Here is a 23167-nt window from a genome sequence, read left to right as displayed (position 1 = left end):
TCCTCACTGTATGCATTGCCACCGAGCGATCTTGCGGACTTTACCTGCCGCGTCTCGCCTCAAGGCAAAGGCGAATGGGGATGGGCTGCCGCGCAACGCTTCAAACTTTAGGTAATTCGCAACAGAGCGCAAATTCGTGTCTTTAGCAACCAAATCGGTAATCCACAGTTCGGTGCCACCGCTCCAGTCTTCTGGAGTGGGATCAAGGTGTTGCTCCCGCAGAAGCTGAGACGCGTTTGGCGTTAGCCACGCCCAAGTACAAAACGCGCTAATGTCCGATTTTTCGGAGGAAGGGCCGAAGAAGCGAACATAGCCATGTTCAATCGGAGGAAGAAAGAAACGCTCTAGGTCTGCGAGAGTCCAGTTCAGATAGGAGCGAGTTGTAATGCAGATATTACACATGTGCCAAAAGCTCTCTTCAACAGAAAGCTCAGATATAACTGTAAGATCTGCAAAAGGCTCTGCCCTCATGATCGCAATCTCAAGTGAAAGGATGGACGCCAAAAAAGGGCCAAGTCTGTTGATAGTCAGGAAATTCGGATATCGCCGGTCCAATGTTGAGGGCGTAAGGAGCTATAGTGTGCTGTGGAATTAATCCGGAAACGTGCACGCCGATGACCGAAACAGTCCGCCCCATTATTTCGTGTTCGCCGAGATCTTCGGAGAAAACCTCCATTTCCTGGGGTCGACTATTTTTGTTGGTAAACTGATCGGGCCAGACATTTCCTGTCTCCATTTGCATGAATGAATAGCAGCCCCTGTTCCAAAAAAAATCGAGATTTGAGAAATATCCATTATAGAAATGAAGATTATAACTATTGTGAAAGTATGATTGGGCGAATGTGTGATACCAGGAATAGAAAAAGAACACTTCTGAGGCTGCCTTCTCAATGGCGGCACTGCAGTCTTTCGAGGCGCCCAAGCCGATCATGTATCCGTTCTTGTCTTTTCTCACCATGATTGCAGCAACTGCGTATATATCCCGACAGCGAACCGGCAGTTCATAGAGTCTAAGCTGGGTGGGCAGCTCATCCACAACTTGGGATATAGTGCTAGGAAGTTTCTCATGCCCAATAACTTTAGACGCGATGTTGCCATACCACGTGAGAAAAAACGCATCACGTTCCAGAATTTCCAGCAGGCCATTTTGCAACGCAACATTCCTGTCAGGATGGGCAGCGTACCCGCTTGTAGACGTGGGCACAATTTGCACCCATTCTCGTCGCTCCTTCAATTCCCCGAATACTGGCAAGCGATATGGTGTTCCGCTGACAAGGCCAGTTAAAGTCCTCACTTTTAGCGACGAGAACAAGCCAAGTTCGGTGTGATAGGAAACCTCACCCTCTATTGCCCCAGTTCGACTGGCAATCTGCAGCAGAGAAGATCTCGCTCTTCTTGAAATGAGCTTCTCACAAAACTCGCTAACAGCCTTCGCCTGGGCGACCTCTTCGTTCAAATCAAAGCCGTAACCTGAGATATCTCGTTGGTCGTCGCGGACCTGAAAGAAATGATACTGTTGCAACGGGCGGGGTGGCGAAACTTTTGTGACCGATATCATCGTCGACCCTTTGCAAAATTCGGTCGGCTCGGAGCACCGCGCCGACCGAGATACTCTAGTACTCAACCACCAGAGTCGGGGCCATTAGGGCCGGGTCCCACCGGCCCTGGGGGGTTTGGCGATGGGTCTCCGCCGCCGCCGCCGCCGCCCGAACCACGTGTCAGTTTATATTGCTTTATAGACATGAGTTTCTCCTCTTCGGTTCAGTCTACGGGGGAAATTAGAACGCGAATTCCTCGCGCCTTGCAACTGCGATATTCGCACTCATGACTTCATGTACATTGGCCTGCTGCCGGTTTTTCGGAAACCGAGTTAGGCCAATCTAGCTTTTTCCAAGTTCCACCGGGTTGATACGGGCCCTCACTAATCAGAACCCATCCGCCCATTCTTTTTTGCCGATGGACATGATGCGCCAAGGCTGGCCTTCGAGTTTCCGCCAAGCATGGAAGAAATGATCGACGATGTCGTCATGGGATTTGAAGACGCGGTTTGAGAGCCAGTTCTCGCGCATGAAGCGCCAGAGGGTTTCAACTGGGTTCAGCTCTGGGGACTTCGGCGGCAACGGTAGGATGGTGATGTTTTTGGGCACGATGAGATGGTTGGACATGTGTCACAGCCCGCCTGATCCATGATCAGGATGGTGTTCGCGTCCTGGTCAACATGGCGGGAGATTTCGGCCAGATGCTGGGTCATCGCATAGGTGTCGCACCAAGGCATGACGAGTGCAGCCGCTTTGCCGAGCTTCGGGCAGATGGCGCCGAAGATGTAGGCCGACCTCGTGCGTTGATCGTGCTGCGCTGAAGGCCGTGTTCCAAGTTTGGCCCAACGGCGCGTGCTCTTGTTCTTCTGCCCGACACGGGCCTTATCCCTGAACCAAATCTCTATGCGTTTTCCTCGGGCCGCTCCGGTGGTAAATTCTGCCACAGCGGCGGGGAAACTTCTTTAAAATCCTCAATGGTTTGCCGGTCTTGCGCATGATGTTTGGGCCAGGTCGCATAGACGCCAGCGAACGACGCCGTCGAGATAGGGTGTTGGTCCACGCTCCATGGCCTGCGCGAAGGCCATGCGCTGCTGATCGTTCAACCGAGACTGCTAGCCCGGAGCCTTACCATTGATTAGGTCCTTCGGGACCGCGCTCGCTGAAACGCATGACTCAATCACAAACGATCTGGAGCGTGACATTGCCCAAACGGGCGGCATCGGATCGCGAGCCGCCATCATAGATCGACGCGAGCGCCAACAGACGCCGAACCTAGGCGGCGTCCTTCGTCTGCCGCGCCAGACGCCGCAGGCCTTCTCCATCAAAATCTTCCCGCAAAGAAATCCCTGTTCGCATCCAACACCTCCGTTTCGCACCAGAGATTCAGGTTCATCGCGTTTTGGGAAGCCAAAAGAGTCGAATTCAGCGAGACGCCGTATAAGATCCCGCTCTAGCTCCGCATAGATGCTATGCCGCACCCAATTTGATTTTTCCCGGACGCCGGAAAACCTCTAGTAAGTAATTATGGCCCCCCAGTCATTCGATATATTAGAATATAGATTAGTAAACGTTAAAGTGGTATACTAGCTGAAATTTTCCTTCTATGGGCAGATATCACAAAATATCTTGACCACGTCAAAGCTAAATGTATGGACATCATCGATGCGACAATCGCGGAAGATAATATAATATATCTATATTATATTATATATATATTTAATCCGCCCGAGGTGGTCGTGAAATAATTGTGACAGCATTCATTTTAGTTTGACAAATTTTACGAAATCACAGATTGTAAAGGTGCATACCTGTCCAACATAAATTGTGACGGAGTTCGTGCATGCGACCGCAATTCAATCTTGGGTTTATCTCGCGAGGTAGGCTGGCGCGGTTTCCTTGGCAACTGAAGGTTCGTAATTCTTCGAGCCGGAGAGAGTTATTTGCTCCAGCGTCGATACGGAGCCTTGCCGCCTCTCTCAATCCTGACAGTTGTGTCAGAAACTCAGATGCTGAAGCTGCTGAGCAAGACAAGGCGGCCGGGGGCCTTTCCACAGAGCCTGTCGTGTCGAGATCCCGTACTTTCGCCGCTACTGGCTCAATGTCCACGAGTTGTGTGAACTGGCGTCATCCAGGGCTAGCTCCTCGGCCCATTCCGCGGGCATGTTTATTGGGATTTTTTGTTGCCACGCACGTAGGTACCCGCAGTTGCCCCCCAGCACCACAAACTGTCTTGCGAACCAGCAGTGACGTTGGCGCTGCAGCGCTTATGACTGTCATGACTGCTCCCTCAAATGTTTTGAAACTTGTGATGGCGGCGATCTATTGGAGACCGGCTGTACGATTGGACTCGTCACGCTCCCAAGCCGTTAGCGACATTTTGATCCGCTCGTTTTTTGCGGGGAGCGATACGTTTCGTGCTGTCGACACTCATTCGGGCCGACAACAAAACCCGGAGGTTTTTGATTGATGACGAACTGCTTCTACGACTTGAACCTTTTTCCACAGCTTGCGTCGTTAAGAGATAAGTGGACCGTTATACGCGATGAAGCTCTAGCGCTAGCCGCACCTCGAACGCCCATACATAGAGTTGGGAAGCGCCACGAGGAGGTTTATGGCGAAGTTGCGCTACACGTTCAAAACGGCGGCTCGTATGGGTGGTTAGATGGGTGGGGCAGGGATGGAGCCAATAATGATTGGCTACAGTATGGTCTCATATACAAAGACAAGCCCATTGAATTCTTAGATAGGCAAGTTGAAAATACTATCGCCCTATTGTCGAAAATCGACGGTATTAATGTGGCTGCATTCTTGAAGCTTAAGCCCAATTCGTTGTTGCCAACGCATAATCACCCCGAACTGCGAGATCTAGGGCTGCTTCAGATGCACCTAACACTGGATGCAGCTAGTTCAAGAAATTTTTCATACCTGAATGTAGAAGGTGAATTTAGGCAACATGTTCCAGGTGAAGCATTTGTGTTTGATGGATCTAACTACCACTTTGCGTTAAATGCCTCTGATGCTGATAGGACGATACTTTATATAGAATTCAAAATAAACTATTCACCTGAAAATATAAAAATCGATGCAGCCGTATATGAATCGTGAGACGAGGTGGATACGACATGAAGACGAATAATACAAATCTGACGGAGCGCCAAGAACTTCTTCTTCAGTATATGGCCTCCGGATTGAGTGTGAAGGAAATTTCCGGGATGATAAATTTATCTCAGACAACAGTTCGGAATGATATCAGAAAGATAATGCGGAATCTCGGATGTATAAACATCCAACATATGGTCGCCAAAGCCATTATTTCCGGTACTATAGTTGTCACGCATATCGACTAAGTATCAGTATGAGTGTTGGCCGCGGTGAGAGTATCTTGCGGGTTTGGTGCGAGTGTCGGAAGTCCTAGCGCAAAGACTAGTGATAGTGCAATGACTGAGGTGCTTCCTTAATCTCGACCGCCCGGCTGGGTAATTCCCCGGATATTTGCTCATGGCGGACCGGATGCGCCTGCGCCGTTCATGAGCGAAATCTGCGGCCTGTTGCCGATGGCACTATGAGGTCGAACCTCGTTGCAGTTTCTAGGGCAATCCTCCATTTTTCGGCGCGCTTCCTAAAGGGTCAGGAATCAGTGCTGGCTCAAACAATCGGCGTGGAACTTGCCGTTGGAAGACGCAATGTTGGCGTTATCGGTGGGTTTGCCTGCCCGTGAGAAGTCGAACGTGATTGCGCATCCTGAAAATCGTTGACTCCCATTCGGGCTTTGCACCAGTGACCGATCCGCAGTTCTACTATCGCGGGAAGCGCACGTCAATTTTGATCGGAGCTTTTTGGCGCCTGACTGTCCCTTATCTGGTCTCGATTTCCGCGAAGCAGTTCACTTGCCTCGACGCCCAGCGCTTTGGCCAAACGATCCAGGACGTCAATGCTCGTCGCATAAACGCCCCTTTCAATCGAACTGATATAGGTGCGGTCGATGCCGGCCTCATGGGCAAGCGTCTCCTGAGACATGCGCCGGGCCTGTCTCAACGACTTCAAATTATTGCCCAAAACCTTGCGAAGCTCCATGCTGGCGAATGCAGCGGGTTGTAGAGTATTTCGCCACGGAGTATTCTCTACAAAACTAGGAAGCGCTGCCGTTTTTGAAGCGTGGGAGAGAGTATGCCCGCATGCAGGCGGTGTGTTCGTGCGCGCCGCTTTTGTGATACGTGTTGTCTGGCAATGGCCATGATGTGCGTTGGTCGATCAGGAATTGCGGACTGTGCCTTCGGCGACAGGACACGAGAGGAGCCTCGCAGAAGGTGGATTACGAAAAGATTTTTCTACGACCGCTGGTTGGCTTGCTGGAAGGAAAGCCAAAAGACATGATCGAGCGCCTCACGATCGATGCGATGAACAAACATCGATGTCTCGTCGGCGAGGCAGAACTGGCTTATGACCGGTTCAAGACCAAGCCTGACGAACTCGCTATTGCCGAGGCTCAGGAAGCCTATCTCTCATCGATGATCGCCGTCCACGCTCAACAGACGGTCGTCTCGACGCTGCTTGATATATTGGGCTACATCCCTGCGACCCCGATCGAGAAGGCTCATTGAGGGTCGAGATCAGATCAGACCGAGTTTCGTCGCAATCCGTGCGGCTTGCGTCAGGGTCGCGGCACCGAGCGCACGTTTGGCACCCTTCAGATGAAAGCGGACATTGTGCGGAGAGGTTTTCTCGATGTCGGCAATGTCGTCCGCAGTCTTGCCTTCTGCGTTCCAGCGTAAGCATGTGAGTTGGCCTGGCGTCAGTTCGACTGGAACATGCAAACGGGGCTTCAATTTGAGGATATCAAGCCTAGCATGGACTTGCCCAAATGCCGCGGCAGCGTATGTCGGCGTCATTGATCTGCTTTGCGCATAGTCGTGCTCGCTCGAAGCCAATGTCAGCATTGCCATCTGACCGAAACCAGACCTGATTGGGATGGATATGCCGGACCGGATGCCAAACTCCGCGGCTTCGGCGAAGAATTTCTGTTGGCGCCGCGTCAATCGGCCGGGCGTGGGATTCGCCCACGCGAACGGATCCGGTTTATGCCGCGCGCCCAACATGATCGGATCGACCGAGACGTAAAGTTCATCGACATATCTTTGCTGCCAAGCCTCTGGATAATTCGACAGGATCTTATGCGTATTGGCTTGGACGCTTATATAAGCGAACAGTTGAAACCCGGCTTCGTATGCTAGGTTCTGGAAAACGGTTGTCGCCGACTTCTCGTCTGCCGCCAACGAAACCTGTTCCGTCAGATGTTCAAGCCACAGATCCAATTCAAAGGCCCCTCTATGCGTGAGGAAATCAATGCAATTGAATTGCATTGTAAAAAAGGAAAACAAATCGCGATGTTAGGTCGTCTCCACGGGGTGGGAGAGCGAAACGACGACGGCAACTCTAAAGGGCATAATTTGAGATTTGTCAATCTCCGGAGTTGTGGCCGGGGTTTGCGTTCTTGACGTCACTCGCGATAGCTGGCCGGAAATACCATGTCCTGATCGACAAGGACGTTGAACGTGTAGCCTGGCCGGATCTGGATCGTCGGCTGCACATTCAGGTTCTTGGAGATGGTCTGCTCCGCAGCGCGTCCAAAGGTCTCGCCAAAATTCCGGCGAGCGGCATCGGAGGCCGTACTTTGGGTGGCGAGCGTCGAGCTCTGCGGCATCGACATATCGATCCCGGTGCCGATCAAGGCGATCAATGCAGCCGAGCCAAATGTGCGCCAGAGATGGCGATCGACCTCGTCCTCGAACCCACCATAACCTTCGGCGTCCGTTCCTGCCATGCCACCGATCTGAAGCGTCGAACCATTGGGGAAGATAAGGTCTGTCCAGACGACCAGCGCGCGCTCTTGACCGAACGAGATTTTTGAATCGTAACGACCGAACAGCTTGGCGCCCTGCGGGATCAAGAGGCGATAGCCGGTCGCGCTGTCATAGACATTCTGGCTCACCTGCGCTGTGAGCCGGCCGGGAAGATCGGAGTTCAACCCGGTAATCAGCGTGGCTGGAATGACGGAGCCACGTTTCAGTTCGAATCGGGAAAGCGACGGCACGACCTGATTTGGCAGATAGCCAAGGTCCTTGATATCCTGATTGAAGAAATCTTCCTTGGAGACTTGTCCGTTTGGGTCCGCATTTTGACCCTGCAGACCCGCCTTGAGAGCCGCCGAATAGAGATCTGGTGCGCTCTTCGTTCCACGGGCGGTGTCCGTTGCGTTTGAGCCATTGGATTTGTCGTTCCGGCTGACGGCAGACACATCGACCTTCAACGGTGAATCCAGGGCCGTTGCCCTTGCTTGCAGACGAGCCATGCGTTGCCGGTTTTGCTCGCGCAAATATTGCTCGTCCTGTTCCCGCCTCAGCCTCGCTTTCCATTCCTGTTCGGACTCCACTGTAGGCTGCATTGGTTTTCGCTCCGTCGGCGGCGTCTCTACAGTGTGTTGGTCTGGTGCCGACCGACGCTCGACGGGCGGCGTCGGTGTCGGCTGAAACGTCTCGCGCTCACCGGGATCACCGATGATGCCGTCACTGATGCCACGCTTCAATTGATCGCCGAACGAGGTCGCGGGTGAATTCGATGCACTCCCGACATTGCCTTTTCCACCGAACGACAGGCCTCGCCAGGAGAGACCAATGACCACGACACCGATGAACAACACGATGAAGACGATAACGGCAATAACGGGCAGCCGATTGAGGCGACGCATTCCGCTTTCGGATCCTTGAGCGTCGGACGTGCCGAGTTGAAGAGATTGGACCATGGCAGCCTCCGTCAGTTCTTGTGCATGATGGACAGCGGACTTGCAGGTGTCGCACCGGTTGCCGATGCGAGATAGACCCGCCCCAAGGCAATCGACGGGGTCGAAACCTGGGCCATCAATTGGCCATCCGCGCCTTGGATAGAATAGGCGAGTTCGACCGCCTTATCGGCTTTGGCAGCCGGATCGGTGATGACGGAATAGCCCCAGCCCTTGAGCGCGGCCTCGAGTGCAATCGCAAACTCGCTGCGGTCTGACTTGAGACGCAAGGTTGTCGCAGCCGGCGGGACCTGTTCAGCAAGCCTGCTTGAAAGGTCACCTGCAATGGCGCTTGCTGCGGGGCCGGATGCTGTTGTGGTCGGCGTATTTGCCAAACCGTCTTCAGCCGTCTGGCACCCAGAAAGAACTAACGCGATCCCGAGGAGAAAGGTGAGGCTGCGCATATCGTCAACCTCCCCTATTGATCGTGACTTTTTGTTGGCTCCAGCCCACACCGGAGATGAGGATCGCCTTATCGATTGCATAGTCGACGATCATCATGTCGTTTTTCATTCGATAGTTGACGATGCGATTTTGTCCGCCAGACACGACGTAGAGAACCGGCGCATCCTGTCCCTTGATCGATCGCGAGAACTGGATGTAGGTCTTTTGGCCATCGGAATAGACACGCTTTGGCTTCCACGGAGCATCACCGCTGACCGAATAGGAAAAGTTCAATTTGTCGGGCGCTGCACCTGAGATGCCGCCAGTTTCCAACCTTGCATTGATATCGGCGAGCTTCGTTGAAACGTCTTCAGGATATTCGAAGCCGACCCTTGCCATGTACTGCGTCGGATGGGATTTGAGCTGGATGTGATAGGTACGGCGGGACGTCGTCACCACCATCGAGGTCACCAGTCCCGGTTCTGATGGTTTGACGACGAGATGGATGGCCTGCCCGTTTGCAGCACCGGATGTGGCGGGCTCGACCTTCCAGCGAACGGTATCGCCGATCAGAACGTCGCGGACGATTTCGCCGCCCTGCAATTCGATATCGCAAACCTGCAGCGGCGAGCACACGATGGAGGGCTGTGTTTCTCCGAACAGGAAAATCACCTTTCCGTCTGCCCCTCGCGTGACGAGACCGGTCGCCCCCCGCCAACTGCCGGACAGACCGGCGCCCTTCGCCTCCTTGCTGTTCATCCCTTGTGAATCCGCCGCGACAGCTGACGCCGAAACGGCGAGCCAAGTGGCCGCCGCCAAAAATCCAATCCTCATCATGTGAATGTCCCTTGGCTCCTAGAGCTGTGCTGTCCAGTCGAAATCGCGGATGTAGAGGCCGATCGGGTTTAACCGGATCGTCGCCTCGTCCTGCGGGACAGTGAGTGCGACCGTCGCGATCCCCCGAAAACGCCGCGTGCCGGTTTCCTTGCCCTTCCGATCCCGTTCGAATTCGGTCCAGTCGATCTGGTACGTCTGGTTCGACAGTGCCACGATATTGTTGACCTCAATGGCGACGGTCGCAGATTTCGCGCGCTCGAAGGGCGAGTTACTGCGAAACCAGGCGTTGATTTTTTCCGTCGATGGGTCGGAGGCGCGCAGCAGGGCATAGGTGCGATCGATATATTGCTTTTGAACAACCGCATCCGGTGTGATGCTGCGAAACGCCGTCACGAAATTGCCAAGCGACGCGCGGACAACCCGGGCATCGGCATATTCGATCTGCTGCGGGAAACCGGCGCTAACGGCGTTGCCGAGCTTGTCGACCTCAATCACATAAGGAACGAGCTTGACCTGTGAGCTCAGATAGAGCGCATAAGAGAAGCCGATCACCGCCATCGACAACCCCAGAACGCCGACGATGCGCCATGCGGCTGCGGCTTTGACATAGGATCCATAGCGTTCCGACCATTCCTGGCGGGCCGCAAGATACGGGTTATCCGGGGCGCGATCTGCGGCCATCAATCATCCAATCGTTCAAAAATCATTTGTCGTTTCGTTCCGGAGCCGATGGCGTGCCGCTACGTCCGGACCGGCTCTCGTCAAGCTTGGCATTGGCCAGCCCCAGAATTGACCCGGCATAGGCACCAGGAGATCCGATCGCTTTTTCTTTCGCGGCCGAACCCGCAGCCTTCGCGCCGGAACTGAGGCCCGCGCCCATTCCCTTGAGCACCGAGCCTGCGGCCGACGATCCGGCAGCGCGGGCGGCTTGCGCGGCTGCAAAGCCGGCACCAACGGCACCGGCTGCGAGAAACGCACCGCCGGTCGCAAACGATGCGGCCTGTCCGCCGTGGCGGATCGTTTCCATGCCGCCGGTGACCGACGCCCCCTGAACCACGCCCTGAATGATGTTCGGCACATACATTGCGATGATGAACACCACGACGGAGATGCCTGCGATGGCAAGAGTGGTGATGAACTGGTCGCTGGTGGCGGTCGGGGCCTCAGCAAGACCGAGCAACACGCTTGAGCCGATCTTCGCGATCATGACCAGCGCCATGAGTTTCATGCCCACGCCGAAGGCGTAGACCAGGTATCGGACTGCGAAATCCTTCGTGAACGACGATCCGCCAAGCCCCAGCATGATCATGCCGGCGAGGAGGCCCACATACATCTCCACCATAACCGAAACGAAGATGGCTGCGACGAGCGAGAAGCAGATGACGACGATGGCCATCGCCAGAACTGCGGCAATCGCCAGGGCATTGTCTTCGAAGACGCCAAATTTTGCCTGCTGCGACATCTGCGATGCAACGCGGATGCCGGCATCGAAGACCTCGGCAGGTGACGCCGACCCGCCGCCGGAACCGATCTGGAAAAGACTGTCCACGACCGCCTTCGCGAAACTCGGTCCCTGCGTCAGCACAAAGGCGAAAAAGCCGATGAACATGATGCGGCGGACCAGTTCCGCAAACCAGCTGTCCAGCGATGCGGCCTGGATCGCGAGCCACACGGCGGCAATGCCGACCTCAATTCCCGCAAGGATCCAGAAGAGCGATTTCGCCGCATCCATGACAGTGGTCTCCCACCCCTTGGCCGCGGCAGAGACCTGGTTTTCCAGCTCGGTCAGGACCTGCCCCTGTTGCGCGAAGGCAGGCAGCGCCATGACGAGGCAGGCGGCGCCGGTGATCAGGAAAGTCCAACTCAGTTTGCGCGTTACCATCGGGGCCGCATCTCCTGGCCCTTCTCGATCGGCGGCAATTCTTTCCCTATCCCGAAGAACGTTGCGCGCGCAGCACGGTTCTCTTCAGTCATAGGTGACGCAGCCGCGCCTTCATCACGCATCAGAACGACCGTCGTGATGGTGGCAATGCCGGCGATGACCATGCAGGCGGAAACGATCAAGACAGTGCGTGTCACCAGCGCGGCTCCATTTTTTGACCGGAGGGAATCGGCTGCACATTGGCGTTGAAGAATTTCTCGCGACGGGCCTGCGCCAGATCCTTGTCGGTCTGCTCGCTCTGCAGCCAGGTCCCCATCATCGTGGTTTGTTGGGATACGATGCCGCGCAGCTTCTGCATTTGCGCGACCTGTTGGGCGGCGATCTGATGTCCGACCTGCAGCGCCTTCATCTGGCCGTCCGCAGATTGCGACATCGAGCGCAACTGGCTCATCGTATCTTCCTCGCTGTCGAACTGATCCGCAGTGAGGCTTGCGGCCTTGAGCGTGCTAGAAATCGTGTCGCGGTTCGTGTCCGACCAGGTCTGATAGGTCGAGGAGAAGCTTGCAGAATCCGGAAGCCCCGTCTTCAAATCGGCATAGCTCTTGAAACGCTGCCTCAGGAGATCGTCGGCATTTCCCATCGAGAAGGCTATGCCTTTGCCCTGGTTGACGATGCTGCGCAACTGATTGAGATCACCTTCAACCTGACCCCAAACCTGGTTGGGGAGCTGCGCGGTATTCTGCAGCATGTTTTGATAGATCTTCAGTTGGTTCTGGATCTGCTCGGAAAGCTGCGTGATTTGTGTGATCTGGTTGTTGATCTGCTCCGTGGACTGCCCAACAAGGGAGACGAGCTCTCCGTTGTTGAGCAGCTGCGTCATTTCTGTTGCGCCGGTGATGGCGCCGCTTGCGAGTGACGGCGTTGGCAGTATGGCGACGCCGAATGCGAGGACCGTCGCGATCAGCATTTTCTGAGTCTTCAGGGTCTCAATTGCGTTCATCATATCGGATCTACGCCCCTTTCGATCAGCCACTGATTTGGCCAGTCAGTTCCATGGGTGGCGAGGAGCGTCCGGATACGGGCGAGATCAGCTTTGCCCGAGGCACCGACAAAGGAAAGCGTGAGGGGGCCAAGCGACATGTCGAAAAGCCGGCGCCCGTCGGGAGAGACCACGTAATATTCGCGTTTCGGAATAGCGTTTGCGACGATCTCGATCTGACGCTCGTTAAAGCCAATCCTCTCGTAGAACTCGCGTGTGCCCGTCTCGCGCGCGGCACCATTCGGAAGGCAGATTTTCGTCGGGCAAGATTCCTTCAGGACATCGATGATCCCGGAGCGCTCCGCGTCTGAAATCGACTGGGTCGCCAAGATCACGGCGCAATTGGACTTTCGGAGCACCTTCAGCCATTCGCGAATCTTCTCGCGGAAGACGGGATGGCCGAGCATCAACCATGCCTCGTCGAGAATGATCAGGCTCGGTGAGCCGTCGAGCCGCTTGTCGATCTGCCGGAACAGATAGGTGAGCACGGGAACGAGATTGCGCTCACCCATGTTCATCAAATGCTCGATTTCGAAGGTCTGAAAGCCGCGAAGCCTCAGTCCATCCTCCTCGGCATCCAGGAGGTGTCCCATCGGCCCGTCGACCGTGTAGTGATGGAGAGCATCTTTGATCTCGCGCATCTGAACGCCGGACACGAAATCGGAGAGCGACCTGGCCTGGGATTGCGCCATCAGCATGATCTGACGGGATATCGCATTGCGATGATCGGGTGTGACGGCAACGCCTTGAATGGCGACGAGCATCTCGATCCACTCTGACGCCCACGCACGATCCTCGTCAGTCGCGAGATCTTCGAGTGGGCAGAAGGCGAGCCGTATCCCCTCCCCGTCCCGGCCGGCCCCAATCTCGTAGTGGTTACCGCCGGTCGCAAGGGTCAGAGGCTCGAGCGAGCGGCCCTTGTCGAAGGCGAAAATCTGCGCATATTCGTAGCGGCGGAACTGCGCGGCAATCAGCGCCAGAAGCGTTGACTTTCCAGACCCGGTTGGCCCGAAAATCAGGGTGTGGCCGACATCATCGACATGAAGGTTCAAACGGAAAGGCGTAGAACCACTGGCGACCTGCATCAGTGGTGGAGCGTTTTCCGGATAAAACGGGCACGGTGCCACCGGAGATCCGGACCAGACCGAGTTCAAGGGGATAAGGTCAGCGAGGTTGCTCGTGTTGATCAGCGGTTCGCGGATGTTGCAATACCAATTGCCGGGCAAGCTCCCAAGATAGGCATCCGTGGCATTAAGCGTTTCGATACGGGCACCAAACCCTTCGGCCTGGATGAGGCGACGAACGGCCTCAGCCTTCTCCTGAAGGACTGCCCGATCGGCGTCGAAGAGGACGATCACCGGCGTGTAATATCCATAGGCAACGAGTTGCGAGGACGCCTGCGCGATCGCATCCTCGGTTTCGCCAACCATCGCCATCGCGTCCTGATCTACAGACCGGGACTGCGTCTGGAACAACTGGTCGAAGAACGGCCGTACCTTTTGCTGCCACTTCTTGCGGGTGCGCTCGAGTTTCTCCCGCGCCTCTTCAGCATCGAGAAAGATAAAGCGTGATGACCAGCGATAGGTGAGCGGCATGAGGTCGAGACTGTTGAGTATACCAGGCCAGCTTTCCGCCGGAAGGCCGTCGATCGCGACAACACCCAGAAAGCGGTTTTCGACGCGCGGCGTCAGGCCATGCTCGAGCTCTGCCGTTGCAACCCAGTCCAGATACATCGGGATATCGGGGAGACGAACGGGGTGGTTTTCGCCGGTGATGCAAAACCGGATGAACTGCAGGAGTTCGTCGTAGCGCGCCCGTCTCTGCCCTCCCCTCTCAAAGGTTTCGTTCGTCTGCATGCGGCGGATCGACAATGTGTTCGCCAGATACTGTTCGATTTCGCGGATCGTGTTTTTGAACAGGTGGAGGACCGTGTCTGCATAAGACCGTTTGCGGCTCGCCTCGTCAGAATAGATGTATTTGCTGAGGCCCGTCCGTTTAGGCTCCAGCGGACGGTAGGTCAGGATGATTGCATGCTTGCTTTCGAAGTGGCCCTTCTCTCGGGCAAAATGCGCGCGGCGCTCCGCCTCTATTGCCTTGCTGACAGGATCCGGGAAATGTGAGCGTGTTTCGTCAGGGTAATCGACAGTCGGCACCCGGACCGCTTCGACCTGAATGATCCAGCCGGATCCCAGGCGCGACAGGATGGCATTGATCTGTCGTGACAACTCATTGCGCTCCTGATCTGTGGCGCTTTCTGAGTCCGGGCCGGCGAAATACCAGCCAGCCATGAGGCTCCCGTCTTTCAGAAGCATAACTCCATTGTCGATCAGTCCGGCATAGGGCACGAGATCCGCGAAGGATGGTCCGGTCGCGCGAAAACGCTTGAGGGCAACCATGATGGTATCCACCTCAGTATCGTCGCCACGGGGCAGACGTGGCTTTGTAATAGGGTCGATAGGAGATGTGGCGGATATAGACGCGCCGCATGAGCGGATCGGATTTCGCCATCACACGCAGCAGTCCGACGATGAAGACCCAGACCGCCACGCCAAATACCGCCGAATAGATGGTCAGAACGACGAAGATCAAAATGATTGCGGCCAGTCCCGTTATCAAAACGAGTTCGCGGTCGGCGCCCATCAGGAGGTTCGGGCGCGACAGCGCTCTGTGGATGCGATTGTGTTGCAATCCTGATTGAGGATCAGGCATTCGGCCCCTCCCCTTGCCACAGCGATATAACCATCTCGCCTTCGAGGAGCATTCCAATCGATGCGCCGGTGGCCCCAAACAAGCCGACGATCGTCGTGGCTCCAAGCAGGATCCCAGCGACAAGGACGATGTACATGAGCCGCCGCGCGAAATCGTTCAGCTCGCCGCCAAAGATGAGCATGCCGCCAGCGATCGCCACCGCAGCGAGCGCGATGTAGCCGGCGACCGGGCCGGTGATGGATTGCTGGATCTTTTCCAGCGGTCCCTCCCAAGGTAGGCTCCCGCCGGAGCTCGCCAAGGCCGGCGATGCGACCACGATCGCAGCAATCGTCAAAATCGCGAGGCTCCCTACATTTCGGTCAAGCCGCATTTCTGGGCTCCTCTCCATGGGATTCAGTCTGGTACTGGCCACCCGCAAATCTCACGACGTGCAGGATGTCGCTCACGCGGCGTCCGCGGGGCGTTCGTTCGATAGAGATGACGAGATCGACGGCATCGCCGATGACGCCATGCATCGGTTGCTGGCTGACTTCCGCTGTCAGTTGTTCAAGACGCTGGAGCGCCGACTTCGCGCTATTGGAATGGATCGTGCAGAGCCCACCCGGATGGCCGGTATTCCAGGCTTTCAGCATGGTCAGTGCAGCGCCGTCGCGAACCTCGCCGACGATGATGCGGTCAGGCCGGAGGCGCATGGTGCTTTTCAGCAGCCGCGCCATGTCGATCTCATCACTCGTGTGCAGGGCAACGGCGTTTGTCGCCGAACACTGGATTTCGGCCGTGTCTTCCAGAATGATCAATCGGTCTTCGGGCGCATGCTCGACGATTTCGGCGATGATGGCGTTTGCAAGCGTCGTTTTGCCTGATCCAGTTCCGCCGGACACGACGATGTTGAGACGCGATTTTACGGCGTTGCGAATGATCTCCGCCTGATTGGAGGTCATGACCTTCTTGGCGACGTAGGTATCGAGTGGGATGAGTTGGGATGCGCGCCGGCGTATCGTGAACGAGGGGCCGGAAACAACAGGCGGCAGAAGGCCCTCGAAACGATGTCCCCCGATCGGTAACTCGCCCGACACGATTGGGTGGTCGTCATCGACTTCCGAATCGAGCACGTGGGCAACGCTGCCGATCACGATCTCTGCCGAGCCTGGCCGCATATCGCCAGCGGGAGTGATGCCGTGACCAAGTCGCTCGATGAAGAGCTTGCCATCCGGGTTCAGCATGATTTCGACGACACTGGGATCGTCGAGCGCGACGCAGATCTGATCTCCCAACGCTTCCTGCAGCTTGCGAATCAATCGAGGTAATGACCGCTGTGTCATTGGTGTCCTCCCTGAGTGATTGGGAGGCGCTTTGGCAGGGCGAAGCGCTCGCTTTCTCGTCTACCTTGCACAGCCATCGATATTGCTCCTCTGCTGGATGTGAGGAGGTTTGCGATGTCCGGGTTTAGACTGCTACTATCAAAAGTGGTAGCAGTCGATTCTCAGCACAGAGCCGTATTTGGCAAACCAGATCGTTTATGGATGGCAAGATCTGACTATCAAAACTGGTAGTCCCCAAAAGTGAGGCAGCCTTGCTGTCAACACTAAGTGGCTATTATTATTGGGAAATGCCAAGGTTGCTGTTTTCAGCCTGATAAAGCCTCGAAGTGAGTTAAGGGTTTGTTTACCCTATTTTCCTTGCCATGATCCGGGAATCGGGCAATTGTCACGATAATTAGATAAAATCCTTGCGATTATCGTGACTAGAGGCAATAGGCTAAATGAACGTGAAAATGGCGGCTTCGGAGAAAGTGACGAGTTTCGCGGATACTATCCTCGCACAGGGTGGGGATATTTCCTCGAAGCTCGACATGCTGCGGCAGGAGAAATTCCCGCCGAACGCACAAAAGACCCTTCGCCAATTTTCTCTGGCTGAAGTCGCCGATTTTGTCGGTGTCTCCCAGAGTTATTTGAAGAAACTCCACCTTCAGGGCAAAGGTGTGGAGCCTACTACAACATCGACCGGCCGCCGCTACTACACCGCCGACCAAGTCAACGAGCTTCGTCAACTTCTCGATCGTGTTCCACATCGCCAGGCTCATGAAAAGCTTCAAGTCATAGCGGTCGTCAACTTCAAGGGCGGTTCGGGGAAGACCACGACGTCGGCTCATCTCGCACAGTTTCTGGCGCTGAAAGGCTACCGAGTGCTTGCGGTTGATCTCGATCCTCAGGCCTCTCTGACGGCTCTTTATGGCATCCAGCCGGAGCTGGACGAGAAGAAGTCTTTTTACGAGGCACTGCGTTACGACGATCAACGAAAGTCCATCAAAGACGTCATCCAGCTCACTAACTTTCCTAACCTGGATGTGGTGCCAGCCAACCTCGAACTGCAAGAATACGAGTATGACACTCCGATCGCGATGCAGCGGAAGGATTCGACTGCTGGCAAGCTCTTCTACACGCGCATAGGCGATGCTTTGACTGAGGTCGATGATCGATATGACGTGGTCGTGATCGACTGCCCTCCCCAGCTGGGGTATCTCACGCTGACAGCGTTGACTGCGGCAACATCGGTCCTCATTACCGTGCACCCCCAGATGCTCGACATCATGTCGATGTCCCAGTTCCTATTGATGCTAGGCGAGATCCTCAAGAGTGTCGAAAGCGTGGGCGTCGACGTGTCGCTCGACTGGTTCCGCTATCTCGTTACGCGCTACGAGCCCACCGACATCCCGCAACAGCAGATGGTCGGCTTCATGCAGTCGATGTTCGCACAGCAGATGATGAAGAATCACATGGTCAAGTCAACAGCGGTATCCGATGCGGGACTGACGAAGCAGAGTTTGTATGAGGTCGAGCGTGCGCAATTCACTGCGTCCACATATGACCGTGCGCGTGAGTCCATGGATGCCGTGAACAACGAGGTGATTGAACTTCTGCAGAAGGCTTGGGGGCGACGTCATGCGTAGCGAATTGTCAGCGGTACAAAGGTCAGTTTTTTGTAGAAAAAACAATATTGTGATAAAGCTCGAGGCGATCTGATGGCGCGTAAGGATGTTTTTGCAAACATAACGTCGTCGGCCAACTCAGGGACCGAACGGCGAGCGACACCTGGCTACGCGACGCACGGAGCATCTCGATCAATGATAAGCTCACTGAGCGAGCTTCGCGAGAAGGTCGCTCAGGCCGAACAGCAGATTTCGGGCGAGGCGATTATCGATCTTGACCCTGAACTTCTGGATTCGTCATTTGTCGCCGATCGGATCGGGGCAGATGATCTTGCCTACGGCGAGCTTCTTGAGGCTATCCGCGAGCGTGGACAGGACACACCGATAATGGTGCGCCCTCACCCAACAGTCGATGGTCGGTATCAGATTGTCTTTGGACATCGCCGGGCTCGGGCAGCAAAGGAACTCGGTCGCCCAGTCCGCGCTGTTGTGAAACCGATGTCCGATGCTGATCACATCATCGCACAGGGGCAGGAAAATTCAGCTCGTGAGAACCTTTCCTTCATCGAGCGCTCGATGTTCGCGCATAGGCTACTTGAGCTTTCTTACGAGAAGCCCGTAATCCAGGTGGCGCTTTCCATTGACGCACCGATGTTGACCCGAATGCTGTCGGTGGCTAGTCGAGTTCCAGTTGATATCGCTAACGCTATTGGAGCAGCAAAGTCTGTCGGCCGCAATCGTTGGACCGAATTCGCTCAATTGATCGAGAAGCCTTCGACGCTCGAACATGCAAGGACGGTCATCAATGATGAGGTATTCTCATCGCTGGACTCCGACATACGATTTGAGCGGCTCTTGGCCGAAATCAAGAGTGCTTTGAAGCCTGCAAGGCGCCCCAGCAACACTCGCGAATGGCGTGCCCAGGATTCCAGTGTCCGTGCTGAATTTAAAGGAAGCGGAAAGAGCTACTCGATCGCCCTTAAAGCGAACGATGCCGGCAGATTCGGGCGTTTCATCGCCGACAACCTGGACCGCTTGCATCAGGAGTTTCTGAAATCAACCCAAACAGAGGGAAAGTAGCGGCAAAAGAAAAAGGCCCCCAAACGTCGCCGTCGTGGAAGCCTTCCTCATGTCTAAGCAGCCTGAGAATCGCATTTCCATGAATCGCAGTCAAGAGTTTTTGGCGCCAGTTTGGTGAGCGGATTTCCTTTGCCTTTCGAAAGGTGAGAGGAAAATGCAAACAGGAAATGTGACGACGCCGTTCGGGCGGCGGCCAATGACGCTTGCCTCGGTGAAAAGTCAGCTTGCCACGGCAAACATCAAGGCAGGAAAGACTGTCGATAAGTGGAAGGTCTATCGCAGCGCCTGCGAGGCGAGAGGGATGCTTGGCCTGCGCGATCGCGCCCTTTCAGTTCTAAATGCACTGCTCAGCTTCTATCCTGAGCAGGACTTAAGCGAAGATAGCAATCTTGTTGTCTTCCCGTCCAATGCACAGCTCGCAATTCGCTCAAATGGAATTGCAGGAACGACCTTGCGCGAAAACCTCGCTCTGCTCGTCCAGGCTGGTTTGATTCACCGCAATGATAGTCCGAACGGGAAACGCTATGCCCGCAAGGGGAACGACGGCCGGATAGAAGCTGCATACGGCTTTAACCTCGCTCCGCTGCTTGCGCGTTCAGAAGAGCTTGCGTTGATGGCTCACCAAGTTGCAGAAGAAAGCCGAAAGCTTCGTGTTTTCAAGGAGCGCATCACAATCACGCGACGTAACATACGCAAGCTCATCACGGCTGCCGTCGAGGAGGGGGCTTCGGGTAATTGGCAAGCGATTGAGAACGCACTCGTCGCGACTATTGCGCGAGTAAAACTAGCAAAAACGTCTTCTGAATTAGAAGCTTGCCTCGACGAACTCAGCCTTCTCAACGATGAAGTCGTTAATACGTTGGAAAGTCAGTTAAAACGCCAAAAATCCGACACCAATGATGACGAAATCCGTCATCACATACAGAATTCAAATACCGAATCCAATCTTGAACTTGAACCTAGCTCAAGAAATGAGCAGGGCGAGCCGACGGTCGTGAAACCGAGAGGCAGTGCCGAGCCTGTAAAAGCGTTTCCGTTGGGGGTGGTATTGAGGGCATGCCCTCAAATTTCCGACTACGCGACTGGTGGAACCATTTCGCATTGGCGCGAGCTAATGGCGGCGGCGGCGGTCGTCAGGACAATGCTCGGGGTAAGTCCGTCGGCATATCAGGACGCCTGCGAGATTATGGGACCCGAGAATGCGGCGGTTGCTATGGCTTGCGTACTTGAGCGAGCTGGGCATATTAATTCGCCGGGCGGTTATCTGCGAGATTTGACGAGGCGGACGGAGAGGGGCGAGTTTTCGCTTGGCCCGATGTTGATGGCCTTGTTCAGGATGCACGAACCTCAACGACGGCAATCGGCATAATCTATAGCTTGTACAGGTGTCTGATCCCTGCCGCCGGCGCCGTATAATTTGTCAGCGGTACAGATGGCAGTTTCTTGCAATGAATACAGTATGATGAAGGTATCTTGTCGATTTCCACCCGGTCCGAACCGGCTCAGTTCTGCGTGGAAAGGAGATTCGCGTCAGGCCCCCCTGAACGCCCTACTGATCTGATCAGTCGCGGGTTTCATGAGGTAAGAGCGGATTGTGTGGTCACCGGTCTCGACGAGGGCCTCAATGGGCAGGACGGGAACGAGTTTGACCGCCCCGAGTTTCGGAGTGTCCTTCTCTTGAGGTTCAAGGCGAACAAGATAAGCGCCAGCAGCTGTCTTCTGGTCTATCGTGAGGTCGGGTGATTTCTGAACCACGTGGCCGCTGATCTCCGGCGTGGTGCGATGGTTGAAGGTGGAAAAGGGCATGATCGCCTATTGACCCTCGAAGATCTGGTCGATGTCCTGTGGTGCGATGCGGACTGCTGCGAGCAACTTGTCCTGCACCGGCGCGATCGTCATGATCGGATTTCCAGGGGGAGATCACGGCGCCGGATGGCGATCGGGCGGTTACGATTTTCCAAACACGAAAGACGCTGATAAACGATCGATTGTGAACGTGTCTAAGTGGTTGCCGCTTGTTCGGATAACGGATTTTGCCCTGGTAGGCAGTAAGAAGACAAATGAATAAATCGGGCTCCCGTCGGAGGGAATACAAGCGCATGCCCTTTCGATGCCGTCCGATCTTTCCTCACAAACTCCATAAGACCGAAGACGCATCATAGATTTTGCGTGTCGATCGTTCGCCAGCGGGACAGTAAACAGCATCGCGTGATCTTCACTTGTACTAGCCCTCGCTTCAACCGGCGGAATGTCTAAGGCGGCAAGGAACGTGCGAGGGACAGAAATCGTTAAGCTTTTTGGAGCGATTCACTTCCTTGCTCACAGGCGCCGTGCAATACAGCCAGTGAGAGCAACAATGAGATTTTTATGCGTGCGCCGCGCCACCAAGAATTTGAGAACATCATTGCTAATTATTTTCACAATGCAGACGTAAATGCGGAGGAGGAACAGGAACGGTTATCGAACTTGTTCAAACGGGCCAAGCGCGCTGTAGACCTCGCTGCAGATCATTGGAGAACAGTAGAGCCACAACTCGCCAGTCGGCTCGTGGTCGCCTTCACGACCGGGCTTGCAATCAGCCCCGAGGCAACGGGGCAACCGCCTGAATACTACCGTATCATAATCCCTTTGTCGCTTATCCATCGGATGAGCGACATCGCCGAACGGTGTGATAGTTCGCTTCGAGAGAAACCGTTTATGGTATCCGATGCGGATGTGGTCGTTTTGATCGCAGTGCTTTTGGCGTTCGGCCATGAGTTCTATCATGCAATTGCTGGCCATGTAGGCTTGAACCTCCCTGACGGGACGGCCGCCCCTAACGATTTCCAAGAAGTATCTAGCGACTTCATGGGAGCAGCTTGTGTTGCACGATGGCTGGTTGCGGACGATATCGAGGCGTTGTTGGCGATCGGCGAACACGATACACGCGCAAGGGGCTTCCAAGTGATGTTCGCCTTTACGCTCCTTGCACTGGTCTTTCGAGATGAGGCCGGTGAAGGCTATCCTCAGCCAACCGAGCGGCTACGAACATTCCTCGATGGCTTTGCCTTTGGTTGCGAGGGCTTTTGGTGGGAGGTGCATCCACTCATCAAGTTGACCCAAATAGAGCCCCACGACGCGCTACACAAAGTATTTGAAGGCGCGGCTCTCGGCGAAAGAGCTCGCCGGCTTTGGCTCAATATGCCAGACGAATACGATGGTGGTTCGAGGGTCTATGCACCGGCTGATCAGACGACGCGACGAAACTGGTACAATAATGCGCCCCTATTGAGGCCTATTGCCAAGGATCTCCTTCAGATCGTGCCCCGCGCCTCGAAGGAGCGCAAGTGAGTGATTTACTCATGCGGGGCGGCGACCTGAATCAGAAGTGCGGTCGCAATTGTTGAACATCCGCGGTTCTTGTCTAGGACAGGAACCGTGATGCCAGCCCATCCCACGTGGGGATAAGGAAGGGGTAGCTAAAGCCCTGACGCCTTGGTCAAATTCACCCGGAAGCGATCACGTCTTCGCTGATAGCGACGGGTCATTTCGGCCGAGGCATGACCGAGCTGCTTCTGAACATAACGCTCGTCGACCTCGGCCGAGGAGGCGAGGGGCGAGAGGTCTTGCCGGCCGCACCAGGCGGCAAAATGTTTCCAGTCGGACGCATAGGCGCGGCGCGTATTGGCGGAACTGGCGGCTTCGACATAGCCGCGGGCGCGATCGGTGAGGTCCTGCAGATGCGCCGGCAGGCCGGCGTTGGCGTCGGTAAGAGGCGAGGGCAGCCCGGCCGACAGCCGGGCCGCGGAAACTTCGGGGAAACCGCTGTGTTGCGCGGCGGCGCTGATGCTTCCGGAGGGTGATTTTCGCCGTTTTCGTCGATGATTTGGGCCATCGTCTATATAAAGAGCAAAATGAACGATAATGCAACATTATCAGTCATTTAGGAAAGTGC

Annotated in this window: 23 protein-coding genes and 3 pseudogenes; 7 read left to right on the top strand and 19 right to left on the bottom strand. The window is 55.2% G+C overall.

Features of this window, described 5'->3' with window-relative positions; translation table 11 throughout:
* Positions 1-3 precede the first annotated feature (3 nt).
* The 3 genes and pseudogenes from LQK84_RS19225 to LQK84_RS19215 all read right to left on the bottom strand — a co-directional run bounded on the left by LQK84_RS19225 (position 4) and on the right by LQK84_RS19215 (position 2894).
* Positions 4-471, bottom strand: coding sequence for a toxin-activating lysine-acyltransferase (locus LQK84_RS19225; RefSeq protein ID WP_230830350.1), 468 nt, complete (start codon positions 469-471; stop codon positions 4-6).
* 10 nt (positions 472-481) lie between these two features.
* The gene (locus LQK84_RS19220; protein WP_230830349.1) at positions 482-1558 is read right to left on the bottom strand and encodes a YcaO-like family protein; all 1077 of its coding nucleotides are present in this window, start codon (positions 1556-1558) and stop codon (positions 482-484) included.
* Positions 1559-1925: 367 nt separating this feature from the next.
* A pseudogene (locus LQK84_RS19215) lies at positions 1926-2894 on the bottom strand (IS630 family transposase).
* Positions 2895-4004: 1110 nt separating this feature from the next.
* Between LQK84_RS19215 and LQK84_RS19210 the strand changes: the two are divergent.
* Together LQK84_RS19210 and LQK84_RS25350 are read left to right on the top strand one after the other, a co-directional pair.
* The gene (locus LQK84_RS19210; RefSeq protein ID WP_230830348.1) at positions 4005-4643 is read left to right on the top strand and encodes an aspartyl/asparaginyl beta-hydroxylase domain-containing protein; all 639 of its coding nucleotides are present in this window, start codon (positions 4005-4007) and stop codon (positions 4641-4643) included.
* Positions 4644-4660: 17 nt separating this feature from the next.
* Positions 4661-4885, top strand: coding sequence for a helix-turn-helix transcriptional regulator (locus LQK84_RS25350; RefSeq protein ID WP_442966985.1), 225 nt, complete (start codon positions 4661-4663; stop codon positions 4883-4885).
* Between the two features lie 149 nt (positions 4886-5034).
* Here LQK84_RS25350 and LQK84_RS19205 read toward each other — a convergent pair.
* Positions 5035-5271 (bottom strand): annotated as a pseudogene (locus LQK84_RS19205) (integrase core domain-containing protein); the annotation flags it as partial.
* Positions 5272-5354: 83 nt separating this feature from the next.
* The gene (locus tag LQK84_RS19200; RefSeq protein ID WP_330166426.1) at positions 5355-5555 is read right to left on the bottom strand and encodes a helix-turn-helix domain-containing protein; all 201 of its coding nucleotides are present in this window, start codon (positions 5553-5555) and stop codon (positions 5355-5357) included.
* 290 nt (positions 5556-5845) lie between these two features.
* On the opposite strand from LQK84_RS19200, the gene LQK84_RS19195 reads away from it, so the two are divergent.
* Positions 5846-6139 (top strand): transcriptional repressor TraM, encoded by a 294-nt coding sequence (locus LQK84_RS19195; protein WP_230830346.1) that lies wholly within the window; start codon positions 5846-5848, stop codon positions 6137-6139.
* Positions 6140-6148: 9 nt separating this feature from the next.
* Here the strand turns inward: LQK84_RS19195 and LQK84_RS19190 are convergent, their stop codons facing one another.
* The 12 genes from LQK84_RS19190 to trbB all read right to left on the bottom strand — a co-directional run bounded on the left by LQK84_RS19190 (position 6149) and on the right by trbB (position 16546).
* A complete protein-coding gene (locus LQK84_RS19190) occupies positions 6149-6850 on the bottom strand; it encodes an autoinducer binding domain-containing protein (RefSeq protein WP_230830345.1) in 702 nt (233 codons plus the stop codon).
* A gap of 185 nt (positions 6851-7035) precedes the next feature.
* Positions 7036-8337, bottom strand: coding sequence for an IncP-type conjugal transfer protein TrbI (gene trbI, locus LQK84_RS19185; protein ID WP_230830344.1), 1302 nt, complete (start codon positions 8335-8337; stop codon positions 7036-7038).
* 11 nt (positions 8338-8348) lie between these two features.
* Positions 8349-8777 carry a conjugal transfer protein TrbH gene (gene trbH / locus LQK84_RS19180; protein ID WP_230830343.1) on the bottom strand — a complete coding sequence of 143 codons (429 nt, stop codon included), beginning with the start codon at positions 8775-8777 and terminating at the stop codon, positions 8349-8351.
* Between the two features lie 4 nt (positions 8778-8781).
* Complete coding sequence (gene trbG / locus LQK84_RS19175) at positions 8782-9594, bottom strand: P-type conjugative transfer protein TrbG (protein ID WP_230830342.1); 813 nt, start codon at positions 9592-9594, stop codon at positions 8782-8784.
* A gap of 18 nt (positions 9595-9612) precedes the next feature.
* A complete protein-coding gene (locus LQK84_RS19170) occupies positions 9613-10275 on the bottom strand; it encodes a conjugal transfer protein TrbF (protein WP_230830341.1) in 663 nt (220 codons plus the stop codon).
* Between the two features lie 22 nt (positions 10276-10297).
* On the bottom strand, positions 10298-11476 hold the full coding sequence (gene trbL, locus LQK84_RS19165) for a P-type conjugative transfer protein TrbL (protein WP_230830340.1): 1179 nt from the start codon (positions 11474-11476) through the stop codon (positions 10298-10300).
* Positions 11470-11673, bottom strand: coding sequence for an entry exclusion protein TrbK (gene trbK, locus LQK84_RS19160; RefSeq protein WP_230830339.1), 204 nt, complete (start codon positions 11671-11673; stop codon positions 11470-11472). The genes trbL and trbK overlap by 7 nt, the downstream gene beginning before the upstream one ends.
* Complete coding sequence (gene trbJ / locus LQK84_RS19155; RefSeq protein ID WP_442966984.1) at positions 11670-12479, bottom strand: P-type conjugative transfer protein TrbJ; 810 nt, start codon at positions 12477-12479, stop codon at positions 11670-11672. The genes trbK and trbJ overlap by 4 nt, the downstream gene beginning before the upstream one ends.
* A complete protein-coding gene (locus tag LQK84_RS19150; protein WP_230830337.1) occupies positions 12476-14911 on the bottom strand; it encodes a conjugal transfer protein TrbE in 2436 nt (811 codons plus the stop codon). Before LQK84_RS19150 ends, trbJ begins: the two co-directional genes overlap by 4 nt.
* A gap of 13 nt (positions 14912-14924) precedes the next feature.
* Entirely contained in the window at positions 14925-15224 is a 300-nt protein-coding gene (locus tag LQK84_RS19145) for a conjugal transfer protein TrbD (RefSeq protein WP_230830336.1), read from the bottom strand.
* Positions 15217-15594: a TrbC/VirB2 family protein gene (locus LQK84_RS19140; protein ID WP_230830335.1), complete on the bottom strand. Its 378-nt coding sequence runs from the start codon at positions 15592-15594 to the stop codon at positions 15217-15219. Before LQK84_RS19140 ends, LQK84_RS19145 begins: the two co-directional genes overlap by 8 nt.
* Complete coding sequence (gene trbB, locus LQK84_RS19135) at positions 15584-16546, bottom strand: P-type conjugative transfer ATPase TrbB (RefSeq protein WP_230830334.1); 963 nt, start codon at positions 16544-16546, stop codon at positions 15584-15586. The genes LQK84_RS19140 and trbB overlap by 11 nt, the downstream gene beginning before the upstream one ends.
* A 440-nt stretch (positions 16547-16986) precedes the next feature.
* Between trbB and repA the strand changes: the two genes are divergently transcribed.
* The 3 genes from repA to repC all read left to right on the top strand — a co-directional run bounded on the left by repA (position 16987) and on the right by repC (position 20602).
* Positions 16987-18174 carry a plasmid partitioning protein RepA gene (gene repA, locus LQK84_RS19130; protein WP_230830333.1) on the top strand — a complete coding sequence of 396 codons (1188 nt, stop codon included), beginning with the start codon at positions 16987-16989 and terminating at the stop codon, positions 18172-18174.
* 72 nt (positions 18175-18246) lie between these two features.
* Positions 18247-19233 (top strand): plasmid partitioning protein RepB, encoded by a 987-nt coding sequence (gene repB, locus LQK84_RS19125; protein WP_230830332.1) that lies wholly within the window; start codon positions 18247-18249, stop codon positions 19231-19233.
* A 154-nt stretch (positions 19234-19387) separates the two neighbouring features.
* The gene (repC, locus tag LQK84_RS19120; RefSeq protein WP_230830331.1) at positions 19388-20602 is read left to right on the top strand and encodes a plasmid replication protein RepC; all 1215 of its coding nucleotides are present in this window, start codon (positions 19388-19390) and stop codon (positions 20600-20602) included.
* Between the two features lie 161 nt (positions 20603-20763).
* Here repC and LQK84_RS19115 read toward each other — a convergent pair whose 3' ends face one another.
* Entirely contained in the window at positions 20764-21039 is a 276-nt protein-coding gene (locus LQK84_RS19115) for a hypothetical protein (protein ID WP_230830330.1), read from the bottom strand.
* Positions 21040-21600: 561 nt separating this feature from the next.
* On the opposite strand from LQK84_RS19115, the gene LQK84_RS19110 reads away from it, so the two are divergent.
* Positions 21601-22563 carry a hypothetical protein gene (locus LQK84_RS19110; RefSeq protein ID WP_230830329.1) on the top strand — a complete coding sequence of 321 codons (963 nt, stop codon included), beginning with the start codon at positions 21601-21603 and terminating at the stop codon, positions 22561-22563.
* A 128-nt stretch (positions 22564-22691) separates the two neighbouring features.
* Here LQK84_RS19110 and LQK84_RS25345 read toward each other — a convergent pair.
* Positions 22692-22829 (bottom strand): annotated as a pseudogene (locus LQK84_RS25345) (integrase); the annotation flags it as partial.
* Between the last annotated feature and the right edge of the window lie 338 nt (positions 22830-23167).

This window comes from Rhizobium sp. C4, from assembly GCF_021026315.1.
Classification (GTDB): domain Bacteria; phylum Pseudomonadota; class Alphaproteobacteria; order Rhizobiales; family Rhizobiaceae; genus Ensifer_A.
The sequence above is the reverse complement of the archived record's forward strand: the minus strand, read 5'-3'. Positions and strand labels throughout refer to the sequence as shown.

Bases quoted from the DNA above. Each gene is read 5' to 3' on its own strand.
- repA (WP_230830333.1), top strand. From the start codon at position 16,987: ATGAACGTGAAAATGGCGGCTTCGGAGAAAGTGACGAGTTTCGCGGAT.
- LQK84_RS19220 (WP_230830349.1), bottom strand. From the start codon at position 1,558: ATGATATCGGTCACAAAAGTTTCGCCACCCCGCCCGTTGCAACAGTAT.
- trbI (WP_230830344.1), bottom strand. From the start codon at position 8,337: ATGGTCCAATCTCTTCAACTCGGCACGTCCGACGCTCAAGGATCCGAA.
- trbB (WP_230830334.1), bottom strand. From the start codon at position 16,546: ATGACACAGCGGTCATTACCTCGATTGATTCGCAAGCTGCAGGAAGCG.
- LQK84_RS19145 (WP_230830336.1), bottom strand. From the start codon at position 15,224: ATGCCTGATCCTCAATCAGGATTGCAACACAATCGCATCCACAGAGCG.
- LQK84_RS19225 (WP_230830350.1), bottom strand. From the start codon at position 471: ATGAGGGCAGAGCCTTTTGCAGATCTTACAGTTATATCTGAGCTTTCT.
- repC (WP_230830331.1), top strand. From the start codon at position 19,388: ATGCAAACAGGAAATGTGACGACGCCGTTCGGGCGGCGGCCAATGACG.
- LQK84_RS25350 (WP_442966985.1), top strand. From the start codon at position 4,661: ATGAAGACGAATAATACAAATCTGACGGAGCGCCAAGAACTTCTTCTT.
- LQK84_RS19200 (WP_330166426.1), bottom strand. From the start codon at position 5,555: ATGTCTCAGGAGACGCTTGCCCATGAGGCCGGCATCGACCGCACCTAT.
- LQK84_RS19210 (WP_230830348.1), top strand. From the start codon at position 4,005: ATGACGAACTGCTTCTACGACTTGAACCTTTTTCCACAGCTTGCGTCG.
- LQK84_RS19150 (WP_230830337.1), bottom strand. From the start codon at position 14,911: ATGGTTGCCCTCAAGCGTTTTCGCGCGACCGGACCATCCTTCGCGGAT.
- trbL (WP_230830340.1), bottom strand. From the start codon at position 11,476: ATGGTAACGCGCAAACTGAGTTGGACTTTCCTGATCACCGGCGCCGCC.
- LQK84_RS19170 (WP_230830341.1), bottom strand. From the start codon at position 10,275: ATGGCCGCAGATCGCGCCCCGGATAACCCGTATCTTGCGGCCCGCCAG.
- trbH (WP_230830343.1), bottom strand. From the start codon at position 8,777: ATGCGCAGCCTCACCTTTCTCCTCGGGATCGCGTTAGTTCTTTCTGGG.
- trbJ (WP_442966984.1), bottom strand. From the start codon at position 12,479: ATGATGAACGCAATTGAGACCCTGAAGACTCAGAAAATGCTGATCGCG.
- LQK84_RS19115 (WP_230830330.1), bottom strand. From the start codon at position 21,039: ATGCCCTTTTCCACCTTCAACCATCGCACCACGCCGGAGATCAGCGGC.
- repB (WP_230830332.1), top strand. From the start codon at position 18,247: ATGGCGCGTAAGGATGTTTTTGCAAACATAACGTCGTCGGCCAACTCA.
- LQK84_RS19140 (WP_230830335.1), bottom strand. From the start codon at position 15,594: ATGCGGCTTGACCGAAATGTAGGGAGCCTCGCGATTTTGACGATTGCT.
- trbG (WP_230830342.1), bottom strand. From the start codon at position 9,594: ATGATGAGGATTGGATTTTTGGCGGCGGCCACTTGGCTCGCCGTTTCG.
- LQK84_RS19110 (WP_230830329.1), top strand. From the start codon at position 21,601: ATGCGTGCGCCGCGCCACCAAGAATTTGAGAACATCATTGCTAATTAT.